The sequence below is a fragment of the Thiobacillus denitrificans ATCC 25259 genome (assembly GCF_000012745.1).
GTDB lineage: Bacteria > Pseudomonadota > Gammaproteobacteria > Burkholderiales > Thiobacillaceae > Thiobacillus > Thiobacillus denitrificans_B.
The window spans coordinates 964,545-979,748 of the sequence record NC_007404.1; the positions used below are offsets into that span (position 1 = coordinate 964,545).

Annotated in this window: 16 protein-coding genes; 12 read left to right on the forward strand and 4 right to left on the reverse strand. The window is 67.3% G+C overall.

Annotation, left to right across the window (positions count from 1 at the left end; all coding sequences use genetic code 11):
* Nucleotides 1–15: 15 nt before the first annotated feature.
* The 12 genes from TBD_RS04605 (at nucleotide 16) to TBD_RS04660 (ending at nucleotide 9,890) form a co-directional block, all read left to right on the forward strand.
* On the forward strand, nucleotides 16–2,151 hold the full coding sequence (locus TBD_RS04605; protein ID WP_011311421.1) for a TonB-dependent receptor: 2,136 nt from the start codon (nucleotides 16–18) through the stop codon (nucleotides 2,149–2,151).
* Nucleotides 2,152–2,188: 37 nt separating this feature from the next.
* Entirely contained in the window at nucleotides 2,189–2,878 is a 690-nt protein-coding gene (locus tag TBD_RS04610) for an energy transducer TonB (protein WP_041432951.1), read from the forward strand.
* A 2-nt stretch (nucleotides 2,879–2,880) separates the two neighbouring features.
* Nucleotides 2,881–3,642 (forward strand): MotA/TolQ/ExbB proton channel family protein, encoded by a 762-nt coding sequence (locus TBD_RS04615; protein ID WP_011311423.1) that lies wholly within the window; start codon nucleotides 2,881–2,883, stop codon nucleotides 3,640–3,642.
* A gap of 3 nt (nucleotides 3,643–3,645) precedes the next feature.
* On the forward strand, nucleotides 3,646–4,065 hold the full coding sequence (locus TBD_RS04620) for an ExbD/TolR family protein (RefSeq protein WP_011311424.1): 420 nt from the start codon (nucleotides 3,646–3,648) through the stop codon (nucleotides 4,063–4,065).
* 578 nt (nucleotides 4,066–4,643) lie between these two features.
* Nucleotides 4,644–5,282 (forward strand): peroxiredoxin family protein, encoded by a 639-nt coding sequence (locus TBD_RS04625; RefSeq protein ID WP_011311425.1) that lies wholly within the window; start codon nucleotides 4,644–4,646, stop codon nucleotides 5,280–5,282.
* 35 nt (nucleotides 5,283–5,317) lie between these two features.
* Nucleotides 5,318–6,784, forward strand: coding sequence for a hypothetical protein (locus TBD_RS04630; RefSeq protein WP_011311426.1), 1,467 nt, complete (start codon nucleotides 5,318–5,320; stop codon nucleotides 6,782–6,784).
* Nucleotides 6,785–6,855: 71 nt separating this feature from the next.
* The gene (locus TBD_RS04635) at nucleotides 6,856–7,272 is read left to right on the forward strand and encodes a hypothetical protein (protein WP_011311427.1); all 417 of its coding nucleotides are present in this window, start codon (nucleotides 6,856–6,858) and stop codon (nucleotides 7,270–7,272) included.
* A 19-nt stretch (nucleotides 7,273–7,291) separates the two neighbouring features.
* Nucleotides 7,292–7,951, forward strand: coding sequence for a pentapeptide repeat-containing protein (locus TBD_RS04640; RefSeq protein WP_011311428.1), 660 nt, complete (start codon nucleotides 7,292–7,294; stop codon nucleotides 7,949–7,951).
* Between the two features lie 34 nt (nucleotides 7,952–7,985).
* Nucleotides 7,986–8,351, forward strand: a complete 366-nt coding sequence (soxX, locus tag TBD_RS04645) for a sulfur oxidation c-type cytochrome SoxX (protein WP_011311429.1) — start codon at nucleotides 7,986–7,988, stop codon at nucleotides 8,349–8,351.
* Nucleotides 8,352–8,380: 29 nt separating this feature from the next.
* Nucleotides 8,381–9,217, forward strand: coding sequence for a sulfur oxidation c-type cytochrome SoxA (gene soxA, locus TBD_RS04650; protein WP_011311430.1), 837 nt, complete (start codon nucleotides 8,381–8,383; stop codon nucleotides 9,215–9,217).
* 47 nt (nucleotides 9,218–9,264) lie between these two features.
* Complete coding sequence (locus TBD_RS04655) at nucleotides 9,265–9,588, forward strand: hypothetical protein (protein ID WP_041432368.1); 324 nt, start codon at nucleotides 9,265–9,267, stop codon at nucleotides 9,586–9,588.
* Between the two features lie 122 nt (nucleotides 9,589–9,710).
* The gene (locus TBD_RS04660) at nucleotides 9,711–9,890 is read left to right on the forward strand and encodes a hypothetical protein (protein WP_011311432.1); all 180 of its coding nucleotides are present in this window, start codon (nucleotides 9,711–9,713) and stop codon (nucleotides 9,888–9,890) included.
* Nucleotides 9,891–9,916: 26 nt separating this feature from the next.
* Here TBD_RS04660 and prfB read toward each other — a convergent pair.
* The 4 genes from prfB to TBD_RS04680 all read right to left on the reverse strand — a co-directional run bounded on the left by prfB (nucleotide 9,917) and on the right by TBD_RS04680 (nucleotide 15,167).
* Nucleotides 9,917–11,021, reverse strand: a protein-coding gene (gene prfB, locus TBD_RS04665; RefSeq protein ID WP_148203007.1) for a peptide chain release factor 2 whose coding sequence is annotated in 2 segments (ribosomal slippage) — nucleotides 9,917–10,939 and nucleotides 10,941–11,021 — 1,104 coding nt in all. Because the reading frame shifts where the segments join, the coding sequence is not laid out codon by codon here.
* 14 nt (nucleotides 11,022–11,035) lie between these two features.
* On the reverse strand, nucleotides 11,036–12,319 hold the full coding sequence (locus tag TBD_RS04670; RefSeq protein ID WP_011311434.1) for an MgtC/SapB family protein: 1,284 nt from the start codon (nucleotides 12,317–12,319) through the stop codon (nucleotides 11,036–11,038).
* A gap of 245 nt (nucleotides 12,320–12,564) precedes the next feature.
* On the reverse strand, nucleotides 12,565–14,316 hold the full coding sequence (locus tag TBD_RS04675; protein WP_011311435.1) for a glycoside hydrolase family 15 protein: 1,752 nt from the start codon (nucleotides 14,314–14,316) through the stop codon (nucleotides 12,565–12,567).
* A 68-nt stretch (nucleotides 14,317–14,384) separates the two neighbouring features.
* Nucleotides 14,385–15,167 (reverse strand): SDR family NAD(P)-dependent oxidoreductase, encoded by a 783-nt coding sequence (locus tag TBD_RS04680; RefSeq protein WP_011311436.1) that lies wholly within the window; start codon nucleotides 15,165–15,167, stop codon nucleotides 14,385–14,387.
* Between the last annotated feature and the right edge of the window lie 37 nt (nucleotides 15,168–15,204).

Below are 15,204 nucleotides of genomic sequence, written 5' to 3' on the forward strand. Positions count from 1 at the left end.
AACAGGGGAGACCGCATGAAACTCACATCCATCGCGCTCGCGCTCGCGGGCGTCATCGCGGCGCCGGCCGCGTCCGCCGCCGCGCCCGCCGACGCGGCGCTTCCGGAAATGACCGTGACCGGGACGCGCGAGGGCGAACTCCTGAGCGAGACGCCGGCGACCGTCGGCATCGTCAAGGACACGACGCTGCGCGAAACGCGGCCGACCCACCCCAAGGAGGTCCTCAATCAGGTGCCGGGCGTCTGGGTCAGCAATCTTTCCGGCGAGGGGCACTCGACCGCGATCCGCCAGCCGCTGACGACGAGCGCGGTCTACCTCTACCTTGAGGACGGCATTCCGACGCGCTCGACCGGCTTCTTCAACCACAACGCGCTGTACGAGATCAACGTCCCGCAGGCTGGCGGCATGGAAATCATGAAAGGCCCGGGCAGCGCGCTCTACGGCTCGGACGCGATCGGCGGCACGATCAACGTGCTGACCCGCACGCCGCCCACCAAGGCCGAATTCGAGGCCAGCGCCGAAGCCGGCTCGCACGGCTGGGGGCGCGTGCTCGTCGGCGGCGGCAATGCGCACGGCGACGACGCCTGGCGCGCGAGCCTCAACCTCACGCGCACCGACGGCTGGCAGGACAACGCCGGCTACGACCGCCAGACCGGCACCGCGCGCTGGGACCGTCTGCTCGGCGACGACGCGCTGCTGAAAACGGTGCTGTCGTTCTCCAAGGTCGACCAGCAGCACGTCGGCAAGCTGAGCGCGGGCGAACTCGAGGCGACGCCGCGTGCCAACAACGTACCGTTCTCGTACCGCGAGGTCGACGCCTTCCGGCTGTCGACCGCCTACGAAAAGGAAACCGCCAACAGCCTGCTGTCGATCACGCCCTACTTCCGCGACAACAGCATGGACATCCTTCCCAACTGGAGCGTCAGTTACGACCCGAGCCGCTACCTCACGAAGAACAAGTCCTTCGGCTTGCTCGGCAAATACCGCCGCGACTTCGAGCCGCTGCGCGCTCGGCTCATCGTCGGCCTGGATTTCGACTACAGCCCGGGGTCGCGCGACGAGGATTCGATTCGTCTCGACAAGACCACCAATGCCTACGGCGGCGTGACCTATAGTCTCAATCCCGCGGCACCCGTGCAGATCTACGACTACGACGTCAGCTACCGTGGCATTTCGCCCTACGTGCACGGCGAGGCCTCGCTGACCGAACGCCTGCGCGTCAACGCCGGCCTGCGCTACGACGACATGCGCTACGACTACGAGAATAACTTCAACGGCGGCGTCGCCGGTGCCACGCAAGGCGTCGCCGGGCCGTTCCCGGCCGGGGGCTGGTACGGCCACGTCGCCAGCACCGAGGTCGGCTATACACACTGGGGGCCGAAGCTCGGCGCGACCTATGCGTTCAGCGAGGCGCTGAGCGGCTTCGCGGCCTACAGCAATTCCTTCCGCGCGCCGTCCGAGAGCCAGGTCTTCCGCGGCAGCCGCGAGTCCACCGCGGCGAAGGCGCAGGCCGCCGCCGAGTCGCTGCTGGATCTCAAGCCCGTGATCGTCGACAACTACGAACTCGGCCTGCGTGGCAAGGCCGGCACCGTGCGCTACGAGGCCTCGGTCTATCACATGGTCAAGAAGGACGACATCGTGAGCTATACCGACCCGGCCACGACGCAGAGAACCGTCGTCAACGCCGGTGAAACGCTGCACCGCGGCGTCGAGCTCGGACTCGGCCTGCCGCTCGCGCCGGCCTGGCAGCTCGATGCGAGCCTCTCTTATGCCAAGCACACCTACGAGTCGTGGACCGTGTCGGGAACCGCCGACTACAGCGGCAACGAAATGGAAGCCGCGCCGCGCCTGATCGCCAACACGCGTCTGAGCTACGCCCCCGGCTTCATGAACGGCGGGCGCGTGCAGCTCGAATGGTTCCGCCTCGGCAGCTACTGGCTCGACGCCGCGAACACCGGCAAATACGACGGCCACGACCTTTTCAACCTGCGCGCCAACTACCCGTTCGGCAAGGGCATGGAAGTGTTCGGCAGCATCACCAACCTGTTCGACAAGCGCTATGCCGAGACCGCCGACGGCACCGGCACCGCGCCGACCTATACGGCCGGGCTGCCGCGCTCGGCGGTCGTCGGCGTGCAGGCGAAGTGGTGACGGAGGCGGGCGACGGCGCGGCATGAAGGCTTTGCGCATGGACTGGAATCGGGCGATCGGGCTGCTGGTCGTGGTGGGGCTGCACGGCGGCCTGCTCTATGGCCTATGGAGCGTGCGCGTGATTCCGCCGCCGTCGGAGGCGTTGACGCTGTTCGTCAGCTTCGTCGCGCCGCCGCCCGAGCCCGTGCAGGCCACGGCCCCGCCGCCCAAGCCGGCCAAGCCGCGTACGCCGCCGCCAAAACCGGCGCCGAAGCCCGAGCCGCATCGCCATCTCGCCGCGCAGGCGCCGGTGCTGTCGCCGCGGGAAATCGTCGAGCCGACACCCGAGCCGGTCGTCGAACCGGTCATCGCTCCGGCGCCGGCCGTACCCGACCCCGCGCCGCGCGCACCGGAGGCGCCGCCCGCACCGCCGCCGGCGCCCGCCCCGGCAGGACCGCTGACGCTGCCCTCGGAACTCGCGCTCGGCTGTCCCGAGCGTACGGCGCCCGCCTACCCGCGGCTCTCGCGCCGGCTCGGTGAAAGCGGAAAGGTCGTGCTGCGCGTGGAACTCGACGAAACGGGCCGCGTCGCCGGCGCACAGGTCGCGAGCAGCAGCGGTTCGCCGCGACTCGACGCCGCCGCGCTCGCCGCGGTCCGCACCTGGCGATGCCGGCCGGCCCAGCGCGACGGACGCGGCGTGCGCGCCATCGCGACCCAACCATTCAATTTCACTCTGGAAGGACCCTGACCATGGAAAACAGCCTGGGCTTTGCCCATTTTCTCGCGCAGACCGATGCGCTCGGGCGCGTCGTCCTGCTCCTGCTGCTCGCGCTCTCGGTCGCGAGCTGGTATCTGATCGTGACCAAGGCGCTCGCCAACTATCTGGCGGGACGCCGCGCCGATGCCTTCCTCAAGCAGTTCTGGGCGTCGGACTCGCTGCAGGAGGTGCGGGCGGCGCTGCGCACGCAGCCGCGCGACAACGCCTTCGCCGAACTCGCCCACGACGCGCTCGAGGCCGCCGAGGACGACCATCAGCACGGCGTGCAGAAGCTCGCGGCGGCGGGCGGGCTCGGCGAGTTCCTGACGCGTCTGCTGCGCAACGGCATCGACCAGGAAGCGATGCGCGCCGAACGCGGCCTCACCGTGATGGCCTCGGCCGGCTCCGCCGCGCCGTACATCGGGCTGTTCGGCACGGTCTGGGGGATTTATCACGCGCTCGTCAACATCGGGCTTGCAGGGCAGGGCACGCTCGACAAGGTCTCGGGGCCGGTCGGCGAAGCGCTGATCATGACCGCGCTCGGGCTCGCGGTCGCCATCCCCGCGGTGCTCGCGTACAACGCGTTCAACCGGCGCAACCGGGTCTGGCTCGCGCGGCTCGACGCCTTCGCGCACGACCTGTACACGGTGCTCACGGTCGGCGCGAAAGGCGCCGGTGCGGCCGGCACGGCCGGCGAGGTTCGTCCGCTGCGCAGCGCAGCGCGGCCGCTGCAGCCGACAAGCGCGAAGGCCTGAGCCATGGCGATGGGAAGCTTCGATCCGCGCCGCCCGCAGACCCCGATTGCCGACATCAACGTGGTGCCCCTGGTCGACGTGATGCTGGTACTGCTGGTGATCTTCATCATCACCGCGCCGCTCCTGACCCATTCGGTCAAGGTCGACCTGCCCAAGGCGAGCAGTGCGCCCAACATCACGCAGCCCGCGCACGTCGAATTCGCGATCCGCGCGAACGGCGAGCTGCGCTGGAACGGCGCACGCGTCGCGCCGCAGGAGCTGGCCGCACGCTTCGCCACGGAGGCGCGCAAACAGCCGCAGCCCGAGCTGCACATCCGTGCCGATCGCCAGGCGCGCTACGAGCGCGTCGCCCAGGTCATGTCCGCGGCCGCCCAGGCCGGTCTCGTGCGCATCGGTTTCGTGACCGAGCCGGTCAAACCCTGATCCTTCGGAAAGCGGCGTCGGCGCGCGCCGGCTTCCCGTGGCGACCGGCTTTCCGCTCGCAGCCCTCGTGTTCCGTCGTGTCCGCTTTGGAACATGGCAGCGCGGATTCGGAACAGGTCTGTCCCGTTTGACAGCGCCGCAGCGCTCCCGCACCGCGGTAAGGCCCTTCCGGCGGGCATTCCCGATCTGGCATCGGTCGTGCTAGTGCTTCGACGCGTGCGCGGCGAGTCTCCTGCGCGCACGTACCTCCTGCTCTTTTGAACCGGCATCCGTCGGTTCTTTTTTTTGTTTCGCGACCTCGCCCAGCCTCGGCCGCCGCTTATTTCCCCTTGCTTCCCGACCGCTCGCAACCCACGCGCCGCGCTTCGCTGCGTCGGCGTTTCAGGGCGGAACGAGAAACGGAACAACAGCCGCCGACTTCTGTGGCAAGTCTTTGGTTTAAAAAGTTTATTTCATCTGGCACGGCCGCTGCTTAAACAGCGATGCGACATACCGTTGCACCTCAAATCCGTCTGTGAGGGCTGTATCCGCCGATCGAGGCGGCATCGGAGGGATGGGGCGAACCATTGGAGGCGAACATGAAAATTCGAGCAAGTGAAAACAGAGCGAGCGGGCGGATCAAGTCCATCTGCGTGTCGATGTCAGCGGCGGCCCTGCTCGCGCTGCCGGCCGGTGCGGCGCTGGCGGACAGCAAGGACGGGACCTTTCCGACCGCGGACCAGGTGGGCGGGCAGGTCTATACCGATCCCGTCGGCGTTGGCAAGCAGCTGCCGCTCGACTTCGACGCGTACGACATGGACGGCAAAAAGGTCGACCTTGCGGACGCGATCGCGGGCAAGCGGTCGATGGTGGTGTTCTTCATCTCCGCCGTGCCGGTTTCGGTCGAGGAGCTGGTGAAGATCGAGAACTACGCGCGCTCGCGCGGCAAGGGCATCAACCTCGTCTTCGTCAACGCCGACACGGTCGGCTCCGCCCTGCAGGGCGGGCCGAAGATGGCCGTGCCGAACACGGTCAAGACCATGCACCTCATCAAGAAGGAGCAGAAGCTCCAGACCCGGCAGCTCTTCGTCGCGCCGAACGACGCGCTGAGCCCGACCGGCGTCTCGAACCGTCTCGGTTTCCGCGGGCTGCCGACGTCCTTCGTCGTCGACAAGAACGGCGTGATCGAGAAGGTGTTCGTGGGCCCGCAGGACTGGAACAAGAAGGGCGCCATCTGAGCTTCGCTGGTACCGACAGAATCTAGGAGAAAGTAATGAGCATCAACAGAAGGCAGTTCATGAAGAACGCGATCGCCGCCGGCATGGCGGGAACCGCGACGATGCTGGGATCGCGCAGCGCGTTTTCGGCGGTCCACGACCCGGTTGGCGAGGCACAGGCCGACCTGTTCAGGAAATTCAAGGGCAACGTCGTGCTGTTGCCGAGCAAGTACGGCGGCTACGTGCAGGCAATGGACCTGTCGACGCCGGAAACGCTGGCCTGGTATTCCTACGGCCTGCATGGCATCGACATGCCGATTCCCCACCACATCGCTGCCATGCCGTCGAAGGACCCCTACAAGGGCTTCGACTTCTACCAGACGATGCAGCCGCCGGCGGCGCCCTACGTCAACGAGAACTCGCCCGAGTGGCGCAACCGCGGCGACTTCAAGATGTTCAAGATGCGCTACGACGGCAGCGGCAAGCAGAACTCGATCACGGTCGTCAACGACATCGGCGAAACCACCGGCATGTCGCTCGGCGTGCACGTGTCGATCGGTGTCGGTGAAAACGCGAACAAGTACGTCGCCTTCGCCGACGGCCAGAAGGACATGGTGCTGATCACCGACATCGGCGACAACCCGAAGATCGTCAAGGCCTTCCGCGCCGACTACGATCCCGTCGCGCGCCAGCTCAACATCAGCCACGTCTTCCCCGATTCGACGACCGGCAAGTTCGACTACGTCGGGCGCAAGGGCATGAAGACGTCGCATGAGGCGATGCTCGGCGAGGAACTGATGCCGGCCGACCCGACCGCGGTCTTCGTCGACGCGTTCACTTGGCATCCGACGCTGCCGTTCGGTGCGATCCTGATCCGCCGTCTCGGCTGCTGCGCGATCGTCGACACGCGGACCTGGGAAGTCGTCTCGCTGCTGTCGACCGCCAAGGGCTCGCCCGACAACTTCCCGCTCGTCAAGCAGACGGGGTTCACCTGGACCTTCGCGGTGCCGTCGGTGCTGACGCCGCTGCACGAGGCGGGATTCGTCACCAGCGGGGAGTATTTCGTCGCCTGCAACAACGTGCTGCAGAACAACATCGCGGTCTACCGCTCGACCGACGAAAACCCCAACAAGTGGAAGAAGGAGACCTTCGTCGAAGGCTTCGGCACCAAGTACCTGCCGCTGCACATGGGCAACGTGCCGGATTCGCGCTTCGCCTTCTTCACGATGTGGGCGCGCAAACCCAACAACGGCTACATCTGCAAGGTCGACACCAAGACCTGGAAAGTCGTCGCCAAGTGGGATACCGGTCCTGATCCGCACACCTGCGACTGCACCGTCGACGGCAAGTACATGACCACCGTGTACAGCGGGCACCAGGCCGGTCAGTCGGGCCTCGTGGTGATCAACATCGCCAACGACAAGATCGAGGCGCGTCTGCCGTGTCCGGGCGGCATGCACGACCACGTCGTCGTTCCCGAAAGCTGGGAAGGCCTGAAGTACTCGCGCAGCACCTCGGTGTAAGCGGCGTCCCGCCGGCGCTCTGCCGCCGGCAGGATTTTTCCGCAAGGGTTGTAACAACCAGGAGATTCCAGATGACTACGAGCGTTCAGAACCCGCGCGGTTTTTCAGCCGCAGTCCTGGCCGTGCTGTTGAGCATGGCGAGCCCGGCCTGGGCGCACAGCAACGAGCATCTCGCGACGATGAGCGGCACCCACGGCGGCATGCTGCGGATGGCCGAGATGTATCACTTCGAACTCGTCGTCAAGGACGGCGAGGCGCACGTGTGGGTCACCGATCACGGCGACGTGCCGCAGTCGACCAAGGGCGCCGTCGCGACGTTGCGCGTCATCAACGGCAGCGAGGCGTTCTCGGTTTCGCTGCAGCCGAGCGGGCGCAACGAACTCGTCGCGAAGAATGCGCGCCTCAAATCGCGCAAGGGCACGAAGCTGGTGTTGACCGTGAGCATGGACGGCGAAGCCCCGCTCAAGACGCGTTACGCGATGGATTAGCGGACGGCCGCACCGCGTCATGACACTGCCTGCCCGTTTTCCTGCCATTTACTTGCGGCCGCTGCGGTTTCTCGCCGCAGCCTGCGTCCTGGCGCTGCTGCACGCGCCCCCGTTCGCCGATGCCAGCGGGGTGCCGGCCGAAAATCGCGAACGGCTGATCGCGACCAACAGCTGTCCGGGCTGCGACCTGCGCGGCGTCGAACTCGCGCAGCAGAACCTTCTCGGCGCCGACCTGCAGCAGGCGGACCTCTCGCGTGCCGATCTGCGCGGCACCTCGTTGCAGGGCGCCAATCTCGCGGAGGCCCGCCTCGTCGACGTCGACCTGCGCGGGGCGGTGATCGGCGGGACGGCCATGAGCGGCGCCGACCTGCGCGGCGCCAAGCTGGCGGGCGTCAACGCCAACCGGACGCGCTTCACGCAGGCGGACCTCAGCGGCGCCGACCTCAGCGATGCGCTGCTCGAGCACGCCGATCTCGAGGGCGCGAGGCTGCACGGGACCCGCTTCACCAACGCCGATCTGTACGAAGCCCGTTTCCTGTTTGCGGAAATGGCGGACACGGATTTTTCCGGCGCAAACCTGCACGAGGCCGATTTCAGCGACGCCGAGGTGTCCGGCATGCGGACCGACGGCCGCACCACCTGCGTCGACCTGAAGCCCGGGCCGTGCAGGCTCGATTAACCCGGGCGGCGACACCCGAACACAAGGAGCAGTCATGTATCGAATCACCAGAAACGCCCGTGCGCTCGCGTGCCTAATCGCGATCGCGGGCTTGGCGCAGCCCCTGTATGCAGCGGAATCCAAATCCCCGAGCGGGCAGGAACTTGCCTTCGACAACCGCAAGGGCAATTGCCTCGCGTGCCACATGGTGCCCGGTGACGCGAAAGCCGTGACTCAGGCGAACATCGCGCCGCCGCTCATCGAGATGAAGGCGCGATTCCCCGATCGCGCGAAACTCTACGCGCAGTTGTGGGATGCCTCGAAGGCCAACCCCGACAGCCTGATGCCGCCCTTCGGCAAGCACAAGATCCTCAGCGACGAAGAAATCGACAAGGTCGTCGATTACGTCTACGGCCTCTGACGACCGCCGGCCCCCATACGGAGACAATGATGAAGAAAACGGTATCAATCCTGTTCTGCCTCGGCGCACTCGTGCTCGCGACCGGCGCCCAGGCGACCACGCCCGAGGAAGGGCGCGCGAAGATCGTGAAGGCGGTGCAGAAGGCGTATCCCGAGATCAAGTTCGAGGATTACGTGCACGGCGCGATGGCCTTCAGCCCCGACGCGCTCGCGCAATACGAGGCGATCATGGCTTTTCCGCCTTTCGACGGTGAAATCGAGAAGGGCGCAAAGTTATGGGAAACCCCATTCAAGAACGGGCGGCGCTACGCCGACTGCTTTCCGCGCGGCGGCAAGAATGTCGCCGGCAACTACCCGCAGTTCGACCGGGCGACGAAGAAGGTCGTGACCTTCGAAATGGCGCTCAACCAGTGCCGCACGGCGAACGGCGAAGCGCCCTACAAGCACGGCGACATGAATACGATGGGCGTGCTCACGGCCTACGCGCGGACGCTGTCGGACGGCATGAAAATGAACATCAAGGTCGAAGGCGCCGACGCACGGGCCGCGTTCGAGGCGGGCGAGCGCTTTTTCCACCAGCGCCGCGGCCAGCTCAACTTCTCGTGCGCGGGCTGCCATCTCGGCAACGCTGGCAAGATCCTGCGCACCGAATACCTCTCGATGGCGCCCGGGCAGGCGACGCACTGGCCGGCCTTCCGCGGCGGCGACTACACGCTGTTCACGCTGCAGCGCCGCTATGCCGCGTGCAACCAGATGGTGCGCTTCGCGCCGCTGGAAATCGGCGGAGAGGAATACAACAACCTCGAGTACTACCACAGCTATCTGAGCAACGGTCTGCCGCTCAAGGCGGCGGTGTTCCGCAAATGACCCGCGCGCGGACGCAACGCGCCCTTGACCTGATCGAGGAGAAAACGATGAAGCGAATCCATGACACGCTCCCCGCGCTCGCCGCCGCATTGCTGCTCGGCGTCGGCGGCGTTCCACTGGCCCAGGCCTCCGATGCGCCGTCGGTCCTGAGCGCCGAAGCGTCCGGCGCGCTCGCGAACGCGGTCTACCTCGTCGACCTGGCGAAGAGCCGGAAATCCCTGTGGACGACCGCAGCCGGTGCCCTGGAACAGGCGCAGCAAGCGGCGCGGAAGAACGACAGCGGCGCGGTCATCGCGCACGCGACGGTCGCGAGCGAGCAGGCCTTTCTGGGCATGGCGCAGAGCGACTATCCGCTCGTCCGCGTCGACTGACCGTCCGACGGCGGCGCCCGGCTCGGAGCCGTGGCGCGCCGGACCGCTCACCCCCCATATCGCCAAGCAGCGCGCGACTCGATCGCGTGCCCAACCGCTTTTTGATCGCGTATCCGTAGAAAATGAACACCCTGCTTGCCCTGATGCTGGCTTACGCCCTGGTCTCGACGGGCTCCGTCGTGCTTGCGATGCGGCCCGGCGCGAGCCACCTGATCGGGCTGATGTCGCTGCTCTATGCCTTCATCACGCTCGGCCTGCTGGTGTTTCTCGTCGACCTGATTCAGGCCGCGGCCCGGCTTTGAGGCCGGGCTGCGGGTAGGGCGATCGCCTAGACGCCTTGTTTGAGGCTTGCTTCGATGAACACGTCGAGGTCGCCGTCGAGCACTTTCTGCGTCGCGGAGACTTCGACGTTGGTGCGCAGGTCCTTGATCCGCGAATTGTCGAGCACGTAGGAGCGGATCTGGTGGCCCCAGCCGACGTCGGCCTTGCCGGCTTCGAGCTTGTCCTGTTCGGCCTGGCGCTTGCGCAGCTCGGCTTCGTAGAGCTTCGACTTCAGCATCGACATCGCCTCGGCGCGGTTCTTGTGCTGCGAGCGGTCGTTCTGGCACTGGACGACGATGCCCGACGGAATGTGCGTGATGCGCACGGCCGAGTCGGTCTTGTTGATGTGCTGGCCGCCGGCGCCCGACGCGCGGTAGGTGTCGACCCTGAGGTCGGCCGGATTGATCTCGACTTCGATCGAGTCGTCGACCTCGGGATAGACGAACACGCTCGCGAACGAGGTGTGACGCCCGCCCGAGGAGTCGAACGGCGACTTGCGCACGAGGCGGTGCACGCCGGTCTCGGTGCGCAGGTAGCCGTAGGCGTAGTCGCCCTCGATCTTGATCGACGCCGACTTGATGCCGGCGACGTCGCCTTCGGATTCCTCGAGCAGCTCGGCCTTGAAGCCCTTGCGCTCGGCATATTTGAGATATTGCCGCAACAGCATCGACGCCCAGTCGCAGGCCTCGGTGCCGCCCGCGCCGGCCTGGATGTCGAGGAAGCAGTTGGACGGGTCCGCCGGGTTGCTGAACATGCGGCGGAACTCGAGCGTCGCGACGTCCTTCTCGAGGCCGTCGATGTCGGCCTGCACCGCCGCGAGCGTGTCGTCGTCGTTCTCCTCGCGCGCCATCTCGAACAGTTCACCGGCGTCCTTGAGGCCCGAGGTCACGCGGTCGAGCACGAGGACGACGTCCTCGAGCGACTTGCGTTCGCGCCCGAGTTCCTGGGCGCGCGCGGCGTCGTTCCAGAAATCGGGCGCTTCGGACAGGCGGACGACTTCTTCTAGGCGGTCTTTCTTGACAGGGTAGTCAAAGAAACCCCCTGAGCTGGGTTGCACGCTCGCTCAAGTCGGCGAGTTTGGCTTCGATCTGATTGAGGCTTTCGGCTTCCATGATTGTGCGCGTAACTAGGCGGAAAAACCGCGCATTATAGCCCACGCGGCAAGCAGCCCGAACGCGGTCGCGGCGAACCCGGCGAGGACATGGCGTCCGGTGCGGTGGCCGCCGATCGCGAGCGTGAGCACGGACTTGAAGACGAGGTTGGATAGTATGGCGAGCGTGATTACGTTGGCGAGCGTCGCCGCCGGCAGCTTGTCGAGCCTGTAGAGGCGCAGGCTCGACAGCGTGATCGCGTCGACGTCGGTGAGCCCCGAGACGAGCGCGACCGCGTAGGTGCCAAGCGCGCCGAGGCGGTCGGTCAGCCAGGCTGCGGCGAGCAGCACGACCGCGTACAGGAGGCCGAAGCCGAGCGCCGTGCGCAATTCGGTCGGGTTGCCCATCGCGAGCTCGGGCAATTCACCCTGCGGGCGCAGTCGGCGCACGCCGTAGGCCGCTGCGAGCCCACCCGCGATCAGGCCGCCGAGCAGTATCGGCAGCAGTGCGGTCAGCACTTCGGGCGCGACGATGGCGGTAAGCACGCCGAGCCGCACCAGCACGACCAGATTCGCCAGCACGATGACGGTGACGGCGACCGGGACCATCGCCTCGCTCGCGCGCGCGTGCCGGGTGAACGACAGCGTCGTCGCGGTCGACGAGACGAGGCCGCCGAGCACGCCGAGCATCGCCGCGCCGCGCTCCTGTCCGATCAGGCGCAGCGCCGCGTAGCCGGCGAGGCTCACGCCGGCGATGAGGACGACCATCCACCAGATCTGGTAGGGGTTGAGCGCGCCGTAGGGGCCGTGGTTCTCGTTCGGCAACAGCGGCAGAATGATCAGCGCGAGCACCGCGAACTGCAGCATCGACAGCAGGTCGCGGCGCGACAGTTTCTGGCTCAGTCCGCGCAGCTCAGGCTTGAAATAGAGCAGCATCGTCGCCGCGATGGCCAGCATGACGGCGAGCTGGAGTTCGTCGTGCCAGACCAGAACCCCGAGGCCGTAGCAGAGTACGAGCGCGGCCATGGTCGTCGTCCCCGGGTCGCCGTCGGGCTCCTGCGGCGCGCGCAGATAGGCCGCGACGATGATGCCGCCGACCGTCAGCAGACCGGCTGCGATCAGCCACGGCGTGCCGAGCGTCGTCGCCAGATGCGCGGCCAGCACGCCGAACAGCGCAGTCAGTGCGAAGGTGCGCAGACCCGCCTTGGCCGCCGGGCTGCGCTCGCGTTCGAGACCCATTAGCAGGCCGAGCATCAGCGCCACGGCATAGCGCGGCAGGGTGGCGAGCTCGGGGGGCAGCCAGGCGAGGAGTTCGTTCATCTCGGGCGATTGTCGGGAAAGCGGCGATTGTGAGTCAATCCGATCGAATGACAAATCGAGGGCGGCCGGTCCGCGCGCTCGCCAGGCCGCAGCCGTTCGGCGCTGGCGTTGCGACGCTATGCCACCGATAGCCGTGACGCGTCCCTGAATGCGGCTCACGGACTGAGCAGGGGCTACATGAGCGAGTAGCGGCGTGGGGGCCGCGAGCGCCGAGGCAGCGCCGTGCAGCGGGGGTCGCCGGCGCTTCAGGTGGAAGCGGGTTTGGCGTTCGCGGCTTCGGCCAGCGCGTGCCGGTAGTCGATGACCGCGCCGATGAACGAGGCGTGGACGAAGGTCTGGGGAAAGTTTCCGAGCATCGCGCCCGAGCGCGGATCGGCCTCCTCGGCGAAGAAACCCAGGTCCGTCGCGTAAGCGAGCGCGGTTTCGAGCATTCGCCGCGCGCGCGGCAGGTCGCCGCGCAGAATCCAGTATTGCGCGACCCACAGCGTACCCGCGAGGAATGCGCCTTCCTCGCGGCCGCCGGCTTCCTCGAGATGGCGCCAGTAGAGGTCGCCGCGGGCGTAGTCGCGCTCGAGTACGCGCAGCGTCGCGAGCATCTCCGCCGAGTCGGGCGCGCCATAGCCCCAGGTCGGAAACAGGACGGCCGAGACGTCGACCGCCTCCGAGCCGGCAAACGCCGCGTAGGCGCCCTCGGAAGTGATGCAGTGCGCCGCGACGTAGACCTCGACCTCGCGTGCCGCGGCGCGCCACTTCTCGGCCTGCGCGGCGTCGTCGGCAAAGTCCGCGATGTAGCGCAGGCCGCACGAGGCGATGACCTTGCCGACCGTGTACTGGCGTGCGACGTTTTCCTCCCAGATTCCGTGGTCCGGCTCGTGCCAGTGCGCGGCGAGGAAATCGGCGATCTCGCGCACGGTTTCCCAGTGCTCGCGGGTGTCATGGCGACCGTAGATCAGCTTCGCTGCGAGCAGCACGTTGCCGAAGCCGTCGAGCTGCAACTGGCGGTTCGCGCCGTTGCCGATGCGCACCGGGCGGCTGTGCGCGTAGCCGCCGAGATCGAGCTCGGTCACGCCCGGCGCCGCCTCGAGGTCGAGCGAGAGAAAGGGCGGCAGCAGCGGCTTGTCGGGCTCGGCCCGTTTCGAGCCGCAGATGAAGTCGAGGAAGCGACGCTCGTCCGGGCCGTGGCTGCCAGCCCGCACGAGTGCGCTGACGATCATGCCGGCGTCGCGCAGCCAGACGTAGCGGTAGTCGTAGTTGCGCGTGCCGCCCGGTATTTCGGGAAGCGAGGCCGTCGCCGCCGCGATGATGCCGCCGTTGGGCGCGTAGGTGAGCAGGCGCAGCGCGCGCAGCGAGTGTGCGATCTGGCGTTCGAAAGGGCCATGGTAGGCGACCTGCGACGCGATTTCGCGCCACTCGGCGAGCGTGGTGTCGCGCCATCCTTCTAGTTGCGCGTGGCTCGGCGCGGCGAGCGGTGCGTCGCTCAGTACCGCCCAGCCGGCTTGTCCCGCGGGCAGTTCCATGCCGACGCCGCCTTCGCGTATCGAGAGCGGATGCGAGCCGTAAAGCCAATGGCGCGCGTCGATGCAGACCGCGTCGTCGACCGCACGCAGCCTCGCGGTCCGCGTCGCGTAGCCCGGCGCGGGCCGCAGCGCCATGGCGACGTCTTGCGGCGGCGCAGAAAACAGGCGGCAGATGCCGCGCGGGCCGACGTCACCCGCCGTCATCCAGTCCGTGACCGTGAAGCTGCCGTGGGCAAGGTCGAAGCGGGTTTCGAGCACGGCGCTGTCTTCGATGTAGGCGCGGGTGGCCAGACGCGCCGCCGGCAGGTCGAGCGTCCATTCGCCGCCGCGCTCGGGGTCGAGCAGCGCCGCGAACAGCGAAGCGCGGTCGAAGCGCTCGGGGCAGTACCAGACGATGGCGCCGTCCGTCGCGACGAGCGCTGCCGTGCGGCGGTCTCCGATCACGGCAAGATCGCGGATGTCGGGCTGTTTCCGGTTCATGCAGAGCGAGTGATTCGCGCGGGCTACCGAGTCGCGGGCCCGGACTCGCCGGACGCTGGCGGCAACGTCTAGGCGCCCTGGCCCTGGAACAGCGTCAGCCCGCCGTCGACGAATATCGTCGTGCCGTGGATGTAGCGCGCGTGCTCGGACGCGAGGAATACGGCGACGTGCGCGATCTCCTCCGGCTGCGCGGCCCGTTTCATCGGGATCGACTGCACCTGCTGTTCCAGCACCGCGGGGTCGTCGAGCGCGGCCTGGTTCATCGGCGTCAGCACCATCCCCGGCGCGATGTTGTTGACGTTGATGTTCTTCTCGGCGAGTTCGAGCGCGAGCGTCGTCGTCAGATTGCGCAGCCCGCCCTTCGACACGTCGTAGCCCGCCGCCCCCGCGCGCGGAATTTCCTGGTGCACGCTCGTGATATTGATGATCGTGCCGTGCTTGCCGCTGCCGTCGAGCCCGCGGATGAACTGCTGGCAGGTGAAGAAGGGCCCGTAGAGATTGGTGCGCTGGATGTCGTCCCAGTGCGCGAGGCTCATGTCGGCGACGCGTTGCCCCGATGCGTCGATGCCGGCGTTGTTGACGAGTATCGTCGGCGTTCCGAGTTCCGTTTTGACCTCGGCGAAAAAGCCCGCGACGAGGGCAGGGTCGCGCACGTCGAGCTGCGCGAGATAAACGCGACGGCCGGCCGCCTCGATCTCGAACTTCGTCCGTTCGGCGCCCGCGCGGTCGTGGAAGTAGGTGACGGCGACGTCGGCCCCGGCGCGGGCCAGTTCGAACGCCGTCGCCTGGCCAATCCCCGAGTCCGACCCGGTGACGATGGCGATCGCGCCGGCGAGGCTGTGTTCGTCCATGGCAAGCTCCTACCGAAGGAATCCCTTAGGCATAAGC

Bases quoted from the DNA above. Each gene is read 5' to 3' on its own strand.
- soxA (WP_011311430.1), top strand. From the start codon at position 8,381: ATGAAGAAAACGGTATCAATCCTGTTCTGCCTCGGCGCACTCGTGCTC.
- TBD_RS04615 (WP_011311423.1), top strand. From the start codon at position 2,881: ATGGAAAACAGCCTGGGCTTTGCCCATTTTCTCGCGCAGACCGATGCG.
- TBD_RS04625 (WP_011311425.1), top strand. From the start codon at position 4,644: ATGAAAATTCGAGCAAGTGAAAACAGAGCGAGCGGGCGGATCAAGTCC.
- TBD_RS04675 (WP_011311435.1), bottom strand. From the start codon at position 14,316: ATGAACCGGAAACAGCCCGACATCCGCGATCTTGCCGTGATCGGAGAC.
- TBD_RS04610 (WP_041432951.1), top strand. From the start codon at position 2,189: ATGGACTGGAATCGGGCGATCGGGCTGCTGGTCGTGGTGGGGCTGCAC.
- TBD_RS04635 (WP_011311427.1), top strand. From the start codon at position 6,856: ATGACTACGAGCGTTCAGAACCCGCGCGGTTTTTCAGCCGCAGTCCTG.
- soxX (WP_011311429.1), top strand. From the start codon at position 7,986: ATGTATCGAATCACCAGAAACGCCCGTGCGCTCGCGTGCCTAATCGCG.
- TBD_RS04670 (WP_011311434.1), bottom strand. From the start codon at position 12,319: ATGAACGAACTCCTCGCCTGGCTGCCCCCCGAGCTCGCCACCCTGCCG.
- TBD_RS04640 (WP_011311428.1), top strand. From the start codon at position 7,292: ATGACACTGCCTGCCCGTTTTCCTGCCATTTACTTGCGGCCGCTGCGG.
- TBD_RS04620 (WP_011311424.1), top strand. From the start codon at position 3,646: ATGGCGATGGGAAGCTTCGATCCGCGCCGCCCGCAGACCCCGATTGCC.
- TBD_RS04655 (WP_041432368.1), top strand. From the start codon at position 9,265: ATGAAGCGAATCCATGACACGCTCCCCGCGCTCGCCGCCGCATTGCTG.
- TBD_RS04680 (WP_011311436.1), bottom strand. From the start codon at position 15,167: ATGGACGAACACAGCCTCGCCGGCGCGATCGCCATCGTCACCGGGTCG.
- TBD_RS04630 (WP_011311426.1), top strand. From the start codon at position 5,318: ATGAGCATCAACAGAAGGCAGTTCATGAAGAACGCGATCGCCGCCGGC.
- TBD_RS04660 (WP_011311432.1), top strand. From the start codon at position 9,711: ATGAACACCCTGCTTGCCCTGATGCTGGCTTACGCCCTGGTCTCGACG.
- TBD_RS04605 (WP_011311421.1), top strand. From the start codon at position 16: ATGAAACTCACATCCATCGCGCTCGCGCTCGCGGGCGTCATCGCGGCG.